Raw genomic sequence first — 16,890 nt, 5'->3', positions numbered from 1 at the left:
TCTTCTACTTATACTAATTCCTTACGCCATGCAGTTACATTTTCTGCTCTGTAAATTTCTTCCTTTCCAATAGATTGAAATAAATTCATTTTATATTTTACTATCTCTTTGGCTGCATCAATGCACGCTGGATAAATAGCGTTTGGATCCCATAGCTCAGTTTCAGCCAAAATTTCACGGCATTTTTTATAAAAAGCGTACTTATAATCCGACGAAATATTTACTTTTTGAATACCAATTTGAACAGCTTCTGCAATCTCTTGATCTGGATTAGCCGAGCCACCATGCAATACTAACGGAATATCGACCGTTTCTTTAATTTCCTTTAAAATATCTATTCTAAGCTTTGGCTTCCTATCTTTTGGATAAATACCGTGACATGTTCCAATCGCAATAGCCAACGTATCGACACCAGTTCTTTCTACAAATTCTTGGGCATCTTCTGGTCTTGTATAAATTACTTCTGATACCCCTCCTTCAACAGATGTGCCTGTATTACCAATTGTTCCTAATTCTCCTTCAACTGATACTCCTAGCGCATGACTAACTTCCACTATTTGTTTCGTCAACTGGATGTTTTCTTCTAGTGGGAGTAATGAACCATCGATCATTACAGAACTAAATCCTACATGAATCGCTCGCATAATATCTTCCAGATTCCCACCATGATCTAAATGCAACACAAACGGAACATGACTATTTTTTATTCTTGATAGCACATAGGAAAAAAAATCATCCTTTACAAAGTCTAATTCAGTTGGATGTACAGCAATAATAGCTGGTGAATTATTATTCTCCGCTTCTTCTACTACAACTCTAAGAAAATTACTATCCGCTACATTAAATGCTCCTACTGCGAATTGATGCTTTTGTGCAACTTCTAATAATTGCTTCATATTTAATAACATAATATACTCCTCTTTTCCTTAAATTTATAAAGACTTTCCTTTAGAGCCTGCCAATTCAATATAATATTGAACTAACGCTTTCCCTGCCGTGATGGTTTGATGAATAATATCAAAGTAATCCAGTTCATTAGAATTCAAGTTTTCTTTTATACTATTTAACTGCGCTTTAAAAAAATCAGAACCTACATTAATCTTATTAATACCAAGTGAAATAGATTTTTTTATGTTTTCCTCCCCACATCCGGAACCGCCGTGCAGCACAAGAGGGATACCAGTTTCCCCTTTAATTTTTTCTAAAATATCAAAACGGAAAGCTGGAACATAACCAGCTGGGTAATCCCCATGACTGGAACCGTAAGAAATAGCCAGTGCATCAACATTTGTTTCTTTAGCATATTTAATCGCTAAATCAGGATTGGTATACATTTCATCATCCGTCATATGATTACTAGAAATAGAACCAATATTGCCTATTTCTCCTTCCACACTTGCATCATATATTTGTGCGAACTCTACCATTTCTTTTGTTATTCTAATATTGTCATCAATTGGATAAGCAGAGGCATCCATCATTACACTAGAAAACCCATCTTTTAAACATCTCTTCACAAACCCAATATCCTGCCCATGGTCTAAATTAATGGCAACTTCTACACTCGCTGCATTTGCCATTTCTATAATGGGTCGTGTCAGCAGTTTACTTCCCAAATGCTGAATTAAATGGTCTTGTAATAAATCAATAATAATAGGTGCTTTTAATTCTTGTGCTGCTCCAATCACCGCCTTTGCTGTTTCCAAGTTAAAGCAATTAATTGCCATTACTGCGTAATTTCCCTGATTGGCCCGAGCAAGCATGCCCTTCATTGAAACATACATTCCCTTTTTCCTCCTTTCATACTTCTCTATCAAAAATAGAATTTTTTACACTCATCTTTAAAATGAAATTTTAATATCTGATAAATCTACTTCTTCCTCTTCACTAGATGTTTCTTCTATTTCTGCAACAGGTTCCTTTTTCCATAAAAACAGCATAATTCCTGTAATGAATGAGCCGATGAGTAATGCCAGGCAAAATAGAATTGGATGTGTCATTGCAGGAACAATAAACATCCCTCCCGATGGTACAGGAGATCCCACTCCCCACATCATAGAGAACCCTCCTCCAATTGCTGCTCCAATTGTGCAGGAAGCAACAACTCTAACAATATCAACCGCTGCAATAGGAATAACTCCTTCCGTAATCATGCATATTCCCATTGGAAGAGCAATTTTAATATTATCTTCTTCTGATTTTGTATATCTTTTCTTACGGAATAATTTCGAAAGTCCCCATGAGATAGCCACACCAAATGGAGGAACCATTGATGCTAATATTTTTACAGCCTCTGGCTCGTATATGCCTTCTAATAGCAAACCATCTGCAAACAAAGAAGCCACTTTATTAACTGGTCCACCAAAATCGAATGCTGCCATTCCCCCTAAAATCGCACCAAAAACAAATCGCATGGAACCTTGCATACTTGTTAAAAAGGAGGTTAATCCTTCTGTTGCCCAAACAATCGGAACTCCAAGCACAAAAAACATAAGTAATCCGATAACTAAACTAGAAATTAAAGGTATAATCATCATTGGCATTAAACCCTCTGCCCACTTTGGTACTTTTAATTTCTTTCTTAAAAATAAGACAAAGTAACCGACAATAAATCCACCTAGCATCCCACCTAAAAATCCTGCTCCAATTGCATTTGCTATTAATCCCATTAATAGTCCGGGAGCAATACCTGGGCGATCTGCTATCGAATACGCTATTGCTCCCGAAATAACTGGTGCTAATAAGCCCATTCCAAGCACCCCTAACGAAACAAGTGCCGATGGAATATCGAATGAAGTTTTATAATCTTCAATAACTGAACCACCAGTAAGATTGCCAATCGCAATTAGAAGTCCTGATGCTACAACAAGTGGCAGCATGTAACTAATAGCTGTTAAAGCATGCTTTTTTATTTGCATTTTCTTTAGCATATATTAAACCTCCTCACTGTTTATTTAACTCAGCGTCAATCTTTTGATAAAGTTGTTTCGGAGCCTTTATCGCAATATGAGTTGGTACCTCTACAATTTTTTTGCCTAAAAAACGTTCTTTACCACTTACCTTAATATCTGCCGCAATTATGACCAAATCTGCTTCCGCTATCTCTTTAGTCGTTAATTCATCCTCAATTCCAATCGTTCCCTGTGTTTCAATACGAACCTTATGTCCTAGTTCTTGACCAGCTTTAATCAATTTTTCTTTTGCAATATAAGTATGAGCAATTCCAGAAGTACACGCTGAAATACCAACAATATTCATAACAATTCCCTCCAAATTAATAAGTTTTCAGTAAGATTCACCTTAATCTTTTTCAGTTAATATCTTTAAAAACTCTTTCTTTGTTTGAAGTGTTTGGAACTTACTAATTGTCTCTTCATCTGCTAATAAGACAGCAACTTTTTGTAATAGTTTAATATGGATAGTTGTTTTATCAGTATCTTTAACTGCAAATAAGATAATAATATTAATAGGATTCCCGTCTAGTGATTCCCATTCTACAAAGTTGTTTGTTCTCCCAATTGCAATTGAAGTCTTTAATACATGCTTCGATTTCCCATGGGGGATGGCTACCCCCTTTTCTAGACCTGTAACACCTTCGTTTTCGCGAAACATCACATCCCTTATAAATCCCTCCTTATTTGAAATACAACCATTTTCAAATAATAAGTTGGTTAACTCATTAAGTACTTCTTCCTTTGTAGTACCTTGTAAATTTAACTCTATAAGGTCTTCGGTTACGACCTTATTAAAATCTAATTCTTCTATTCTCATGTTCACTTTACACTCTCCTATCTGTTCATTTTTCATCGATTATAGGCTGTTGATTGTAGTAGTCCTTAATAAATTGGTCTATTTTAAATTTATCCTCTTGGTTTAGAATGGGGCTCACAAGTATAGTAGGCTTACCAATGATACTATGTGTTTTCACAGTAGAAATTACTAGTTCTATATCTTCGTAATCAGTGTGTTTTATTCGTTGCTGAGCAATTATTTTCTTTATATGGATGTTAGGAAAAGTTCTTCTTATTTTTTCACTTAACAAATGAGAAGTGCCAATTCCACTTGTACATTCAATTAATATAGGAATTTGATTAGCAAAATGATCATCATATGAAATTTGAAAATATAAAGTCATATAACCAATTTCTTCATCTGTTATATACTTTTCACAATGCCCCTCTTCTATTAACTGTTTTACGCTAGCCTTCACTAAGCTAAATATATTGGCAAAGTTCGCTTTTATGGACTTTATAATTGGGTTAATTATATAGATTCGATGACTTAATCGATATATCATCGCGTGCATATGCAAGGTTAATCTTTCTAATAACTCATCATCTGTATCAAACCGATACCCGCTATTTTCTGTAACTCTTGCTATTAATCTATTAGTTAAAAGAATCACCTGTTCATTTTTATACTGCTCAGTATCTTGATTCAATAAAAACCGAGAATTAAGTTTATACGCTTTCAAAATATAATAGAGAGAAGAGATATCAAATGACTTCAATGGAATAGAAAACTGTTTTTTCAATTCATCAATTAAATCTTTACATATACAGTAAATATTAGAACTGTTATCTATCTCTTCAAATACTATTTCTTCTTCTAACGATAGCTTATTATATTGTTTTTCTATTATGGAAAGAAGAGAACAAAATAATGTTAAATAATATGGTTGATCTAAACTTAGATCGTGTTTCACTTGAATTTCATGGAGCAATTTCTTAATTTTTAATAAATTACTATTTTTCACTTTCACTTTTTTTATGGAATCAGGAATATCATATTGACTAAAAGGATCTCCCATTTGAGTTAAGTAATTCTCGATAATCACTGCCATCAAACGATAAATGGATAGTTTATCTCCCCTTAAAAAGGTTCCTTCATTTGTTCTTACTAACCTTAAGTTATAGAACTTTAATTCTTTTTCAATATGTTTAAAATCATTGAGGATAGAACTTTGGCTTACGATGTACTTCTCTGCTATTTTCTGAATTGAAGTCTTACAGGGTGCAATCGATAGAAGGTATAATAATAGATTTAAACGTCGTTCATCTGGTGAATCAAATACTATCGTTTCACTTTCAAGGGTTTCCTCGATTTTTTCTAAATAATAACCAAAACTCTCCTTTTTAATGATCCGAAACGGCATTAAATTGGCTTCTATTATTTGTTGGATATCTCTATATATCGTTTTTTTCGAAACTTTTAGTGAGGCTGCTAACTCAGCAGCTGTCACGTACCGCTTCTCCTTTCGTAAGATAGTAAGAATATTTTGATGACGCTCATTTATGACCTGACTCACAAATTACTTCACCTCTTTTCTTAACTCTATGGTAATATCTTATCCAATTGAAAACGGATACACAATTACAAAATTATATTTAATTTTATGTCCCTATTGAAGCGGATTCTCCTGTTTTGTTAAATACTAAAAAATTTATAAACGAATATAAGAGCTGTTTAATCATCGTCGATTATAGTTAATTTTCTCTTATAAGATTTTTCTTAGCAGTAATCGTTTATTGGCACTAAAAAAGCACAATAGCTATCCTATTGTACTCCTCAAGCAATCTATTATTTTCTAAAAGTTTAAAGTAAATAAGCAACCACCAACAGTATCGAACCAACGATAAAGCAGTAATAAGCAAAATATTTTAAGTTTCCTTTTTCCATAATACCCATTAACCATTTCATGGAGAAATATGTGAAAACTAAAGCTGTGATAAAAGCAATGAAATAAGGCAATGCCAAAGTTTTCATATCAGGGCTGTTAATCATATCCGTTACTCCAAGAATTGCTCCTCCAACACTTACAGGAATATAGAGCATAAAGGAAAAACGCAATGCCGTGCTTTGTTTCATTCCCAATCCAATTGATGCTATAACAGTCGATCCTGAGCGACTGATACCTGGTATAAGAGCAATCACTTGGGCACACCCAACAATAATGGCATCTTTCAAGGATAAATCGCTATCTCTTTTTACACCTCGCATATTTCTAATGATCCATAAAGCAACACCTGTAATTAGTAGTGTAATGGAAATAGTATAAAAGGAAGTAAAATAATCAGCAATATAATCGCCAAAAAGTACACCAACGACACCGGCAGGAATGGTTCCAATAATAACATAAAGGGAGAATCGGAAATCGGCTCGATAACTTTCCTTTCGAGTTTTTATATACAAGAAACTATGCGTTATTAGTTGCTTTATATCCTTACGATAAATGAAGACAATCGCAATTAAAGACGCCGTATTCGTAATAATCTCAAACGATAATCCTCTCTGCTCAATTCCAAGTAACCTTTGACCGATAATCAAATGACCACTTGAAGAAATCGGGATTGGCTCAGCAATCCCTTGGATTGCTCCTAAAATAAAATACTTAACAATTAATATAAAATCATGTAAATCCACTATTCAACCTCCAACACGTCTAGTTTTTCCTAGTATACGTGAAAATGAGATAGAAATACAGAGATCGCTAGCTATTATGTTCGGACTCTATTAAAGTGAATCCGTTTTAAAACCTGCTATATTAGAAAAAGCATAAGGATTTCCTATGCTTCATTTCAATATTTTAAAATCATAAGAATAAATAGAGGTTCCTTTTACAGATGATAGGATTTTATCTAGTCCTTCTATCCCTTGCTCTTCTACCTTCTCTCCATTTTCCAAGGAATAACTTTCTAGATAATACTTATCTTTTTTGGAATCGTCATATCTTAAGACAAACAATTGATCACCTACAAAATAAGCTTCTTCATTATGTCTGATTCCATCTTGCGGAAAATCCTCAAGTAGGAATTTATTCTGTTCTTGTCCATCTTTACTTACAGCAAATACTTCCCCTATGCCATTTACATAGAAAAAGACATCTCTCCACAAATAAGCTCCATTTTTAGAATTAATTGAAAAAGCTGCTGGATCATTTGTCATGTACCCCGTATTTAACTCCACTTTCGTTTGTTCCAACGTTTTCTTATTAAGTAGAAATAAAACGGTATTTTCTCTATTATCATTTGAAACTTCAGAAAGCAATATATAATAATGGAGATTATCACTCAAAATAGGCGCTAATGGAGCATACTGATATCCTTTCTTTATTTCTAATTTTTTTATATCATTTTTTTCTAATTGATTATTTTTCAAAACCACTTTCCTTAACGTATATTCATTTTTTTCTAAATCAGCAGTTAAAAGAAAAATTTCCTCCTCTGTTGAACCAGATGACAATATATAATAAGGAAGATTCCCCCCTCGAAATCCTTCGTCATTTCCCCAATAAATATTGGAATTATAGCCATCCGTGCTATTAGTTCCGGAATTATATATAGAGAAAAAGATATCCTGTTTTGCTAAATAACCTGTTCTTTCTCCTGTATGTTGATATTTCCTATCGATTACAGCATTCTTTTCTCCAATCAACCTCATTGTATGCTTGTCTTCTATTAACAGTTGTTTATCACTTATTGCCATGCTTCCTAATTCTAAGCCAGCCATTTGAAAGCCACATGCTTTTCCTTGGTCATCGATAAAAACTGCATAGCTAATCCCTTTATTATTCATATCTTGATCAGCTGTTGTCGATAAATAGACTACCGCTTGTTTATCCTTTAAAAAATCTGGATGATTGATAGTATCAATAGTAAGTTCATTTTCCGAATGGCCAATTTTAGTAGTTACAGTAATCATTAGAACAATAATTATAAGCAGAGCTATACCAAGTTTCTTTTTCATAATATCCTCCATAGTAAAAAGGCGGTATGCCTATATTGCAAACTCGCCCTCATAATCACTGATTTTCTACACTATGAAATTAATGAATCTCTAAAACTATCTGTGGGATACAACCACTGAACAAAAATATAAGGCGGCAACAATAGTTTTCTCTCTTGTTGTTCCGATAATAAATCAGCAATTGCGATCGTCGATTCCACACCTCCATGTAAGGAAAGGTAATAATTTAGCTTTTTCATTACCTTAATTAACATATCCAATGTCTCTTTATCTTTTCTTAAAAGTTTATACGATATTCCTAGATTTGACTTTATTCCAAGTTGCTTTTGATGGATTGAGATCTCTTGGTAATGATTACTTCCAAGCTGATCTAATTGAACAAAAATTTCATTTTCAACATCTAACTTATAAATTCCATTTTTGGGTATCCCTGTAACAACATCTTGATTTAGCTTTATAATCAAAGGAGAAATGTCATTAATAAGTTCTGAATCAAACTTATCAAATACTTCGAATAAAATTTGTGCGAGCGTATTTTTATGAAAAAGTGAATCTCTTGTTTTCAACATACTTTTTTGGTGTTTTTCAATTGAACATGCTACGATATGAGAAGTTGATGGCTGTAAATAATCACAATTCATTTGATCTTGATAAGTTACAAATATCCGTTGCATCAACTGATTATTCATCTCCACCATTTACAATTTACTCCGTGGTTACCTTAATAATACTTAACGGACCTGGTTGTGCCTCAGCCTCAGCAAATGCTTTATCTAAATTAGTCCCAAAAGTTAAGATTACAAGAGCTAGAATAGCGAATACTACTTTTTTCAATGTAAACAACTCCAATTCATAATATTTTATTACTATTAATTTAACGCAAAGGAATTGTTTAGTGAAAGAAGTAAAATTCTATTAAATTTTCTAGTATTTAAATAGTTTTTTTCCTCTACTATTTAACAAACTAGTTATCACGACGGAGTACTTCTTTGTTAATTTTCGTAATCAAGTGCTTTCATTAATAGATCTGCTGCCTTTTTATAGGCTTTTTTTTCATAAAAATGACTTCCAAGTTCTTTCGTAATTCTTCGAATTAGTGCACCTTGATTTAATTGCATAGCTGTATCAAGAAGTTTCTGCATTCCCTTTTCATAAGAACTTTCATTTCCTTGCAATTTTTTCACCGAAAACTTTATGATATTAAGTAGAATATAATCATACTTTAACCCATGTTTTTCTGTAATAAAAATTGCCTTTTCTAAATATTTATCTACTAAAACCCAATCCTTTAGCTCTATATAAATTTCTACTAATCTTTTTAATGGATAAACATTTTGTTGCTCTGACGAATGACTTTCAAATAATTCTATACTTTTTAAATAATATGTGACAGCCCCCTGATAATCCCTCTTTCTTTCAAAGATTCTTCCCATATTATGTTGAATCATTGCAATATAGTTCACAAACTTCTCACTCTCTTTATCCTCCACTATAATAGCTTCTGCCTTCTTCAAACAATCCATCGAAGTATCTAATTCGTTATTTAATTGATATTGAACACCAAGTGTAATTAATACAGTAATAATGTATTTTTTCTCCCCATAATTTTTAAAAATATCATAAGCCTTTTGGGAATAATAAAGACTTACTTCCTGGTTATCATACGTTCTTTGCTTAACCAAGCTGAGATTATAGTATAGTTTCGCAGCATCTAAATTATCTCGATCAATTAGTAAACTTTCGCCTTTTGAATAATAGTGATTTGCACGTTCAAAATCTTGGAAGTAATAAAAATAGTTACCACACGCCAAAAAATAATAAAAATATTCTTCCTCTAAACCCTCACTTATTTCTCCAGAAATAAATCTTTTAGATAAATTAAAAATGCTTCTAGCCTGCTCTATTTCTCCTTTTGTCGTATAGTATCTCAACAAAACTCCATAAAGATGTAGATTAATTTTTGTAGAATTTAATTCATATGTCTGAACAAGCAGATAGGAAAGATCTTCCTCCGATATTTTTTCACTTTGTTTATAGTTTTCCACAATTTCTAATGTCTTTTCATCTCTATTCGGAACACTTAATTCCGTTAAATCATAGCCAAGTCTTTTCGATACTTTCCTTAAAAATTCTGCTGATGGATTGATTTGCCCATTTTCAATCCTACTTAAATAAGTGATAGAACATATTCCTTCCGTTAATTCCTTTTGCGTCAGCTGTTTATGTATGCGCAGTTGTCTTATTCTTTCACCTACCATTTTATCTCCCTTCTCTCCTGTTATTTCCATTTCTCTATGTATTGATATTACAATTATTATAGCGCTAATGTACCATTTTTTTGAAAATATATGATAAAAATTCACAAAGATTGTTTCAAAAGGTTTATAAACTTCACATAATTTGGATAAGGAAAGAAAAAGCCCATAAAAAAACTTGACCATCAAAAATAGGTCAAGTTCTCTAATAAAAAGGAGGCTTGAAAGTTACCCAATCGCTTTCGTAAATGCTCGGTTTCCTTTCCAAATATGAACAATGAGAGCGAGAAACGGAAAAGCAATCGCAAACAATAAAGCTGTCTCTGGACTGAATTGATAATAACTATAGCTTCCTATCCAAGAACCAAAAGCTCCCCCTAAGAAGAAAATAGTCATATACAGCCCATTTAATCTATTTCTAATAGCCGGGTTTAAGCTAAAAATCACCTTTTGTCCTAATAGCATATTTCCTGCTACACCGATATCTAAGACGAGTCCAGAGATTACAATAAGGGCAATGCTTATACCAGAGTGATCCCTTACAAAAAATAAGAGAAAGATAGATAAGATTACTAATCCCATTGATACATTTGTCATAAAAAAAATATACCCTTTATCTGCTAACTTCCCAATATATGGGGTCAATAACGCACCAGCAATGGCAACAAAGCCGATTAGCGCAATTTCATTATTAGAGAAATGCAAAGATTCGGATCTTAATAGAATCGGCATAACCGTCCAATACAGACTAAAAGTAGCAAAAATACAAGCATGATAAAATGCTCTTTGTTGTAAAGGCTGTGTTTCTTTCAGAACCCTTACCATCGAACGCAATAAAGCTGGATAGGTTATCCCAAGATTAGATTCTACTTCAAAATTCGGTAAGAATTTTAATAATAATAGCAATATAGAAACTAGGAAAAATAACGAAAAAAGAAATACCATTCGCCAGCCCAGCCAATCCGTAACGGCGATAGAAAAGGGCCGTGCCACCATAATTCCAATCAAAAGACCGCTCATCACTTTTCCAATATAATTCCCCACTTGTTCTTTAGGTACCATTTTCATCGTTAACGGCACCAACATTTGGGCAGCACTTGCGCCAATACCGATGATAGTGACAACGAACAAAAAGAGCATACCGTTTGTCGAAAATAAAGCACCTACCAAAGAAAGAATTGTCACACCCAATAATAAAATAATTATTCGCTTACTTTTATACAGGTCTGCCATAGGCACTAAGAAAAATAATCCAGCCCCATAACCAATTTGCGTTAAAGTAGTTAACAATCCAGAAACATTTGACGGAATATGTAAATCATCAGAAATATATTGAATAATCGGCTGGGTATAATAAATATTAGCGACTAAAGCTCCACAGCTTACTGCCAATAACAAGATGAGAAAATCTGTTTTGTTCTTCATTTGTCTAACATCCCTCCCAAGAGACCAGATGTTATATAATATAATTACTTGCAATGGAAAAGTCTAGAATAATTGCTTGACCTATTTTTTATAGACTTCAAAAAAAGGTAAATTATTCCTCTAAAAAACAAAATAAAAAAGGAGTGTTTCCCGTATTACAAACGGTAAAACACTCCTTGCACTTTCATTCCCAAATAAATGTACAAATTTCCTCTTCTGTTATTTGCTTGGAATCAAATACTTCTTTCTCTATTTCTTCTAATAGATTTCCTCTTTTCGGACATTTTCCTTTATATAATACAGATAAAGGCTGTTTTTCAGCTGTTAAATTATAGCCACGCAGATCTATTTCATTACTATTTTCCTTCTGCTTGAACGCCGTTAATCGGAAGGCATTCCCTTCTAATTGAATAAACTCATATTCTGCCGGATAATCCCCTTGATGGATATCTGTTTGGACACTAGAAAGAGGAATTTGAAAGTTAATAGCTGCATGATAGGATTCTAGTTTATCCATACTACCGTGAAACCCTACTGCAAATTTCACTATCTGCTCTCCCAAACACTGGGCTTCTGGTGTCGGGAAATACCCCCAATCCCCCAATTCTCCAACCGCTCGCATCAGCGTTACCGCGATAACATCATCGATTATTTCATACTCATTTAATCCATAATTCGCAACCGTTACACCGCGAAGTTCATCATTTAAATTGACAAAGGCATGCTGATGCTGCGGATTCGTTGGATTTTCCCAGCTTGTATTCACTTGGTTCGGTCTTTTCACCACTTCAAAAATACTGTCTGCTTCGTGCTCTGCTACATGAATTCCTGTCGGGAAAAGAACACGCAATCGGTGATCCTTCATTTGATTATCAAAGGAAGTTTCAAACAAAAGTTGATTACTATTGCGTTCTAATCTTATTTTTGTTTTTAACTCCAATGTTTTCAACTTTTTCGAACGTCCCGCATTACGTTCTCTAAATTCAATCAATCCCTTTTGTTCCTCCAATAAGCTTTCATCAGCTGATTCAGGAATGACCATTTGTTGGATTATGAGCACTTCCCCGTACGATACAACATCAGAGACAATCTCGACTTTTGCATTCCCTGCCGAAGATAAAATTGCTTCATCTCCTTTTGGCATTTTATAGATATATTCATTGCCAATATCTCCAGTATTCTCAAAAACGAGAAAATTAGTGTACGAACTATTCGTAGATTTGTCCAAAATAGTTAGTGTACCGTTTGATTCTATTTGCACCTTTACATATTCATTTTCTAAAATCCGCCCATTATTTTGGACAATACTAACATATTTATTCTGCTGCGGCACTCCTTCGATGAGAGCATATGTCTTCCACGATAATGGACTCATTTGATCTAGCTCAAGCTCAACAAGCACATAGGCACCGATAAATGGCTGACGAAAACGATCCTTGGGGAGATCATAATCAAAACGTATGTCCGTATGAATCATTCTGGCCGGAATCTCCACTCCCTGTTCATCGATTACCTTCATAGCTGGCAGTTTTTCTTCTTTTAGCTCACGATACAACTCATCTGGTCGACCATTGGAAAACGGTAGCCGTTTCCACTCTACCTCTATTTCTACAGTACCCGTCTTGGCACTACCAGCTGTGTTAAAGACAATAAATGGATGGCTTTCATCAGGAAAATGGGTAGTATCAATTTGTTCTGCAAGTTTATTCAACGCTTCACTTTGTATAAACTTTCCAACTTCCTCTGCTTTAGCAAAACGAGTCATCATTTCACGATGCACCGCATCCACACTACAACCACAAATGCTATCATGCGGATGATTTTGCATTAACTGCTTCCAGGCAAACTGAAACATTTCATGCGGATATTCCCCCTTATCGTTATACGCCATAGTAGCTAGCGGCTCTGCAATATTTTCTAACAGTCTACTTACATCAGTATTTCTTTGTTTTAGATAAACTCTTGACGATGCAGTGTTTGCTAATGTATACCATCCATCTGTTTCTTGACTCGTTAACTCTCCTTTAACGGTGTGCAAGTTATCAGGAATATCCTGCTTTAAAGCCTTCATATACTCATCAAAATTACTATGTATGAAGGTTATGTCTGGATATAATTCATTTGCAACTTCAATGGCTTTCGTTATATCTTTTTGAAGTGGTTGATGGTCACAGCCATTCATAAACAATAGATGATCTGTTGATGCATATTGAAGTGCATCGTTTATTTTCTGATCCCAAAATAGCCTTGCACCTGCTTTGTCTACTGGAATTTCATTTCCATTACTATACCAATTGGCAAAAAGAATTCCTAAAACAGATGATTGATCCGGTCCTTCCCACCACATCTCTGAAAATGGGGAACTATAGTGATCATCTTTGATAACAATATTGTTGAATCCAGTAGGCTTAACGCCTCTGCCAAAGGCTGCTACCTCCATACCAGACTGTTTGAGAATTTGTGGCGCTTGCCCCATATTACCAAAAGTATCAGGAAAATAACCTAGTTTAACAGGTGAACCCCATTTTTTGCATTCTTCCAAGCCAATTAATAAATTGCGCACATTCGCTTCACTGCTAATCAAAAAATCATCTTGTAAAATGTAAAAGGGACCAATTTTTAATTTCCCCTCTTGAATATATTTTTTTAGCTTCCATTCATTTTGCGGTTTCACTTCGAGATAATCATCAAGTATAATCGTCTGTCCATCTAAATGAAAACTATCAAAATCAGGATCTGTTTCAAATAACTCTAGTAAATCATCGATTAACTGAACTAACCTCATCCGATGCTGCTCAAAAGGCAAATACCATTCTCTGTCCCAGTGACTATGAGACACAATATACACTTTTTTCATCTCCAGCGCTCCTCTTTTTTTCATTTACTGCCCCTAACTATTATTCTTTCTTCACTCGAATATCAAAGTAATCCATTACAAGTTCGCAAAACATCATATTCGCCCATGAGAACCACTCTCTTGTATATTGTGAAGGGTCATCTACATCAAAGCCTTCATGCATTAAATGAGTTCCCCCATCACATGATACGAGTAAATCTAGTATTCTTTCTTTCTCTTTTTTATCCGTTGTCGTAAGTCCTTCCATCGCAAGCGCAATTGGCCAGATATAATTTTCTGGTGTATGAGAACTTCCTATACCTGCTGCATATTTCCCCTTATAATAGTAAGGATTTTCATTACTAAGCACTGTCCGGCGCGTTGCTTTATATCGTTCATCATTCGCCTCTACATATCCAAGATACGGGGCAGACAATAGATTAGGAATATTCGAATCATCCATTATATTAAAGTTGCCTTTTCCATCTACTTCATAGGCGTAAATTTCTTCTCCACTTTTATTACGCACAACAGCAAACTCTTCAATCCCTTTTTGTATAGCTGCTTGTAACTTTTTAAATTTAGGGACAAAAGTGTTTTCTTTCAAAACAGTTTCATATATTTCTATTAAGTAACCAAGAACTACACTAGCAAACATATTTGAAGGCACTAAATAACCATAAACACAAGCATCATCACTTGGTCTAAAACCTGACCAAGTCATTCCAGTTGGTACAACTTCTGGTCCTCTTCCCTTGTTTACCAGAGTATCTTCTTTTCTGTCTGTTACTCTTTCAAACATATACGCTGAATTCGTATGATCTTGTTCTATCGTCCATACTTCAATTATTTTTTGAACTGCTTCCTGAAATGTATGATTAAATTGATTCGTTCTCCCTGTTGCCTTCCAGAACAAATAACTAAGTTGAATCGGATAGCACAATGAATCAATTTCATACTTTCTTTCCCAAATCCATGGATTCATTGTCGTTAAATCACTTTGGTGTCCAGCATTATCCGCCTCTTTATTGAAAGCGTTAGCATAAGGGTCCAAACAAACATACTGAAATTGTCTTTCGATTAGACCTGCAATCATATTAGCCATTTCTTCATCCGCTTCTGCTAGCACTAAATACGGTCTAACCTGTGCAGTTGAGTCTCTAAGCCACATCGCCGGGATGTCACCAGTAAGAAGAAAAGTCGTTCCGTCCTCCAGCTTTTCAACTGTTGTTTCTAATGTATTAGCAAAGCAAGTATTAAAATTAACTGCCCAATCCGCATGTTCATCTCCACATTTTTCCGTGATCATTTTCATAAACTCTCTAACTGATGACATTGCCGTTTTTTGATATGACATTTTTTAAACCCCTCTCGAATTTGATATATCATTTAAAATCATTTTAATTTTAAATCTCGTTATTGTCTAATCTTTCTTTTTCTTATTTTATGAAAAAAAGTGGATAGATATCAATGAACAGAACTATTTCCTTTATTTAAAATCATTAAAAACAGTCTTTTCTTTCCATTTAAATCTTTACGGAAAGTATTTTCATGTTATAATAAATTTGATATATCATTTAAGGAGTTTATGATGAAAAAAGAACCACTTTATCAAAAGATCGTCACAGACATACTGGCACAAATTCAAGCTGGTGATTTAAAGCCAGGGGATCAAGTACCAACTGAATTAGAAATATCTAAACAATACAATGTTAGTCGTATAACTTCCAAAAGAGCTTTAACCGAATTAGAAAATAAGCAATTAATCGAACGAATCCAAGGGAGAGGAAGCTTTGTTGCAGAACAACAGCAGCCTCATTCTAATGTCATTCTCTTTATTCTTCCTTTTCCCAATAATCCCGGACTAGGAGATTATGCGCAAGGAATTAGCCGTTTTATTGCGAACACATCCTATACTGTTCAAATACAAACAAATGCTTACTTAAGCCAACTCGATGCAAAAAAATTATCATCTATGTATGCTGGTCTCCTCCTTTATCCAGAGGCTGGAACATCGCATTTAGATATTCTTTATACCTTATATCTCGAAAAATTTCCGGTTGTCGTGCTTGATAAAAAAATTGAAAGCATCCCATTTCCCTTTATCACATCAGACAATATGCAAGGTGGCTATCTAGCCACTCAACATTTGATTAACCATGGGCATAAGAAAATTATTTTTTATACCACACAGAATTTAGAAAGAAGTTCTACTATCCGAGAACGGTATTTAGGCTATTTAAAAGCAATACACCAAGCAAATTTAGAATATCATGACTCCAAAGTAGTAAATCCAGATGAGGATAACAGTAGCTTTATCCATCAAATGAAAGAAGAGCAAATTACAGGACTTATAGTAGAGAACGACATTAATGCAATTCATTTAATGAAAGAAATTAAAAGATGTGGCTATCAAATTCCTAAAGACTTTTCCATTATTGGATTTGATAATATCCAAGCAGCTGAGCTTGTTGATCCAGGGTTATCCACCATCGCCCAAAGTTTCGAGGAGATTGGGTATCAAGCAGCCAAACAACTTATTCAATTAATCGATAACAACCAAGATATTCATTCTGTAGTAGTTCCTATTGAAATGATGATTAGAGAATCCACTAATTAAGGAGAGGT

Annotated in this window: 15 protein-coding genes; 1 reads left to right on the top strand and 14 read right to left on the bottom strand. The window is 34.1% G+C overall.

The window, feature by feature from the left end; all coding sequences use genetic code 11:
* Positions 1-8 precede the first annotated feature (8 nt).
* The 14 genes from NST60_RS15255 to NST60_RS15190 form a co-directional block, all read right to left on the bottom strand.
* A complete protein-coding gene (locus tag NST60_RS15255; RefSeq protein WP_169189186.1) occupies positions 9-908 on the bottom strand; it encodes a ketose-bisphosphate aldolase in 900 nt (299 codons plus the stop codon).
* 24 nt (positions 909-932) lie between these two features.
* Entirely contained in the window at positions 933-1,784 is an 852-nt protein-coding gene (locus NST60_RS15250) for a class II fructose-bisphosphate aldolase (protein WP_169189187.1), read from the bottom strand.
* A gap of 57 nt (positions 1,785-1,841) precedes the next feature.
* Positions 1,842-2,930, bottom strand: coding sequence for a PTS fructose transporter subunit IIC (locus NST60_RS15245; protein WP_169189188.1), 1,089 nt, complete (start codon positions 2,928-2,930; stop codon positions 1,842-1,844).
* A 13-nt stretch (positions 2,931-2,943) separates the two neighbouring features.
* The gene (locus NST60_RS15240; RefSeq protein ID WP_169189189.1) at positions 2,944-3,258 is read right to left on the bottom strand and encodes a PTS fructose transporter subunit IIB; all 315 of its coding nucleotides are present in this window, start codon (positions 3,256-3,258) and stop codon (positions 2,944-2,946) included.
* A 42-nt stretch (positions 3,259-3,300) separates the two neighbouring features.
* Positions 3,301-3,771 (bottom strand): PTS sugar transporter subunit IIA, encoded by a 471-nt coding sequence (locus tag NST60_RS15235; RefSeq protein ID WP_169189724.1) that lies wholly within the window; start codon positions 3,769-3,771, stop codon positions 3,301-3,303.
* 25 nt (positions 3,772-3,796) lie between these two features.
* A complete protein-coding gene (locus NST60_RS15230; RefSeq protein ID WP_169189190.1) occupies positions 3,797-5,308 on the bottom strand; it encodes a BglG family transcription antiterminator in 1,512 nt (503 codons plus the stop codon).
* 287 nt (positions 5,309-5,595) lie between these two features.
* A complete protein-coding gene (locus NST60_RS15225) occupies positions 5,596-6,423 on the bottom strand; it encodes an undecaprenyl-diphosphate phosphatase (protein ID WP_341099261.1) in 828 nt (275 codons plus the stop codon).
* 150 nt (positions 6,424-6,573) lie between these two features.
* Positions 6,574-7,746 (bottom strand): hypothetical protein, encoded by a 1,173-nt coding sequence (locus tag NST60_RS15220; protein ID WP_016202090.1) that lies wholly within the window; start codon positions 7,744-7,746, stop codon positions 6,574-6,576.
* Positions 7,747-7,817: 71 nt separating this feature from the next.
* Positions 7,818-8,444, bottom strand: a complete 627-nt coding sequence (locus tag NST60_RS15215; RefSeq protein ID WP_224427443.1) for a hypothetical protein — start codon at positions 8,442-8,444, stop codon at positions 7,818-7,820.
* Positions 8,445-8,451: 7 nt separating this feature from the next.
* Positions 8,452-8,580, bottom strand: a complete 129-nt coding sequence (locus tag NST60_RS15210) for a hypothetical protein (RefSeq protein ID WP_263479752.1) — start codon at positions 8,578-8,580, stop codon at positions 8,452-8,454.
* Positions 8,581-8,738: 158 nt separating this feature from the next.
* Complete coding sequence (locus NST60_RS15205; protein ID WP_169189193.1) at positions 8,739-10,004, bottom strand: helix-turn-helix domain-containing protein; 1,266 nt, start codon at positions 10,002-10,004, stop codon at positions 8,739-8,741.
* A gap of 225 nt (positions 10,005-10,229) precedes the next feature.
* Positions 10,230-11,426, bottom strand: a complete 1,197-nt coding sequence (locus NST60_RS15200) for an MFS transporter (protein WP_328020406.1) — start codon at positions 11,424-11,426, stop codon at positions 10,230-10,232.
* Between the two features lie 184 nt (positions 11,427-11,610).
* On the bottom strand, positions 11,611-14,283 hold the full coding sequence (locus tag NST60_RS15195) for an alpha-mannosidase (protein WP_341099254.1): 2,673 nt from the start codon (positions 14,281-14,283) through the stop codon (positions 11,611-11,613).
* A gap of 40 nt (positions 14,284-14,323) precedes the next feature.
* Positions 14,324-15,619 (bottom strand): glycoside hydrolase family 125 protein, encoded by a 1,296-nt coding sequence (locus NST60_RS15190; RefSeq protein WP_169189196.1) that lies wholly within the window; start codon positions 15,617-15,619, stop codon positions 14,324-14,326.
* A gap of 231 nt (positions 15,620-15,850) precedes the next feature.
* On the opposite strand from NST60_RS15190, the gene NST60_RS15185 reads away from it, so the two are divergent.
* Positions 15,851-16,882: a GntR family transcriptional regulator gene (locus NST60_RS15185; protein WP_169189197.1), complete on the top strand. Its 1,032-nt coding sequence runs from the start codon at positions 15,851-15,853 to the stop codon at positions 16,880-16,882.
* Positions 16,883-16,890 lie beyond the last annotated feature (8 nt).

This window comes from Niallia sp. FSL W8-1348, assembly GCF_038006745.1.
Classification (GTDB): Bacteria; Bacillota; Bacilli; order Bacillales; family Cytobacillaceae; genus Niallia; species Niallia alba.
The sequence above is the reverse complement of the archived record's forward strand: the minus strand, read 5'-3'. Positions and strand labels throughout refer to the sequence as shown.

Coding starts and splice junctions, on each gene's coding strand:
- NST60_RS15255 (WP_169189186.1), bottom strand. CDS start 908: ATGTTATTAAATATGAAGCAATTATTAGAAGTTGCACAAAAGCATCAA.
- NST60_RS15250 (WP_169189187.1), bottom strand. CDS start 1,784: ATGTATGTTTCAATGAAGGGCATGCTTGCTCGGGCCAATCAGGGAAAT.
- NST60_RS15245 (WP_169189188.1), bottom strand. CDS start 2,930: ATGCTAAAGAAAATGCAAATAAAAAAGCATGCTTTAACAGCTATTAGT.
- NST60_RS15240 (WP_169189189.1), bottom strand. CDS start 3,258: ATGAATATTGTTGGTATTTCAGCGTGTACTTCTGGAATTGCTCATACT.
- NST60_RS15235 (WP_169189724.1), bottom strand. CDS start 3,771: ATGAGAATAGAAGAATTAGATTTTAATAAGGTCGTAACCGAAGACCTT.
- NST60_RS15220 (WP_016202090.1), bottom strand. CDS start 7,746: ATGAAAAAGAAACTTGGTATAGCTCTGCTTATAATTATTGTTCTAATG.
- NST60_RS15215 (WP_224427443.1), bottom strand. CDS start 8,444: ATGGTGGAGATGAATAATCAGTTGATGCAACGGATATTTGTAACTTAT.
- NST60_RS15205 (WP_169189193.1), bottom strand. CDS start 10,004: ATGGTAGGTGAAAGAATAAGACAACTGCGCATACATAAACAGCTGACG.
- NST60_RS15200 (WP_328020406.1), bottom strand. CDS start 11,426: ATGAAGAACAAAACAGATTTTCTCATCTTGTTATTGGCAGTAAGCTGT.
- NST60_RS15195 (WP_341099254.1), bottom strand. CDS start 14,283: ATGAAAAAAGTGTATATTGTGTCTCATAGTCACTGGGACAGAGAATGG.
- NST60_RS15190 (WP_169189196.1), bottom strand. CDS start 15,619: ATGTCATATCAAAAAACGGCAATGTCATCAGTTAGAGAGTTTATGAAA.
- NST60_RS15185 (WP_169189197.1), top strand. CDS start 15,851: ATGATGAAAAAAGAACCACTTTATCAAAAGATCGTCACAGACATACTG.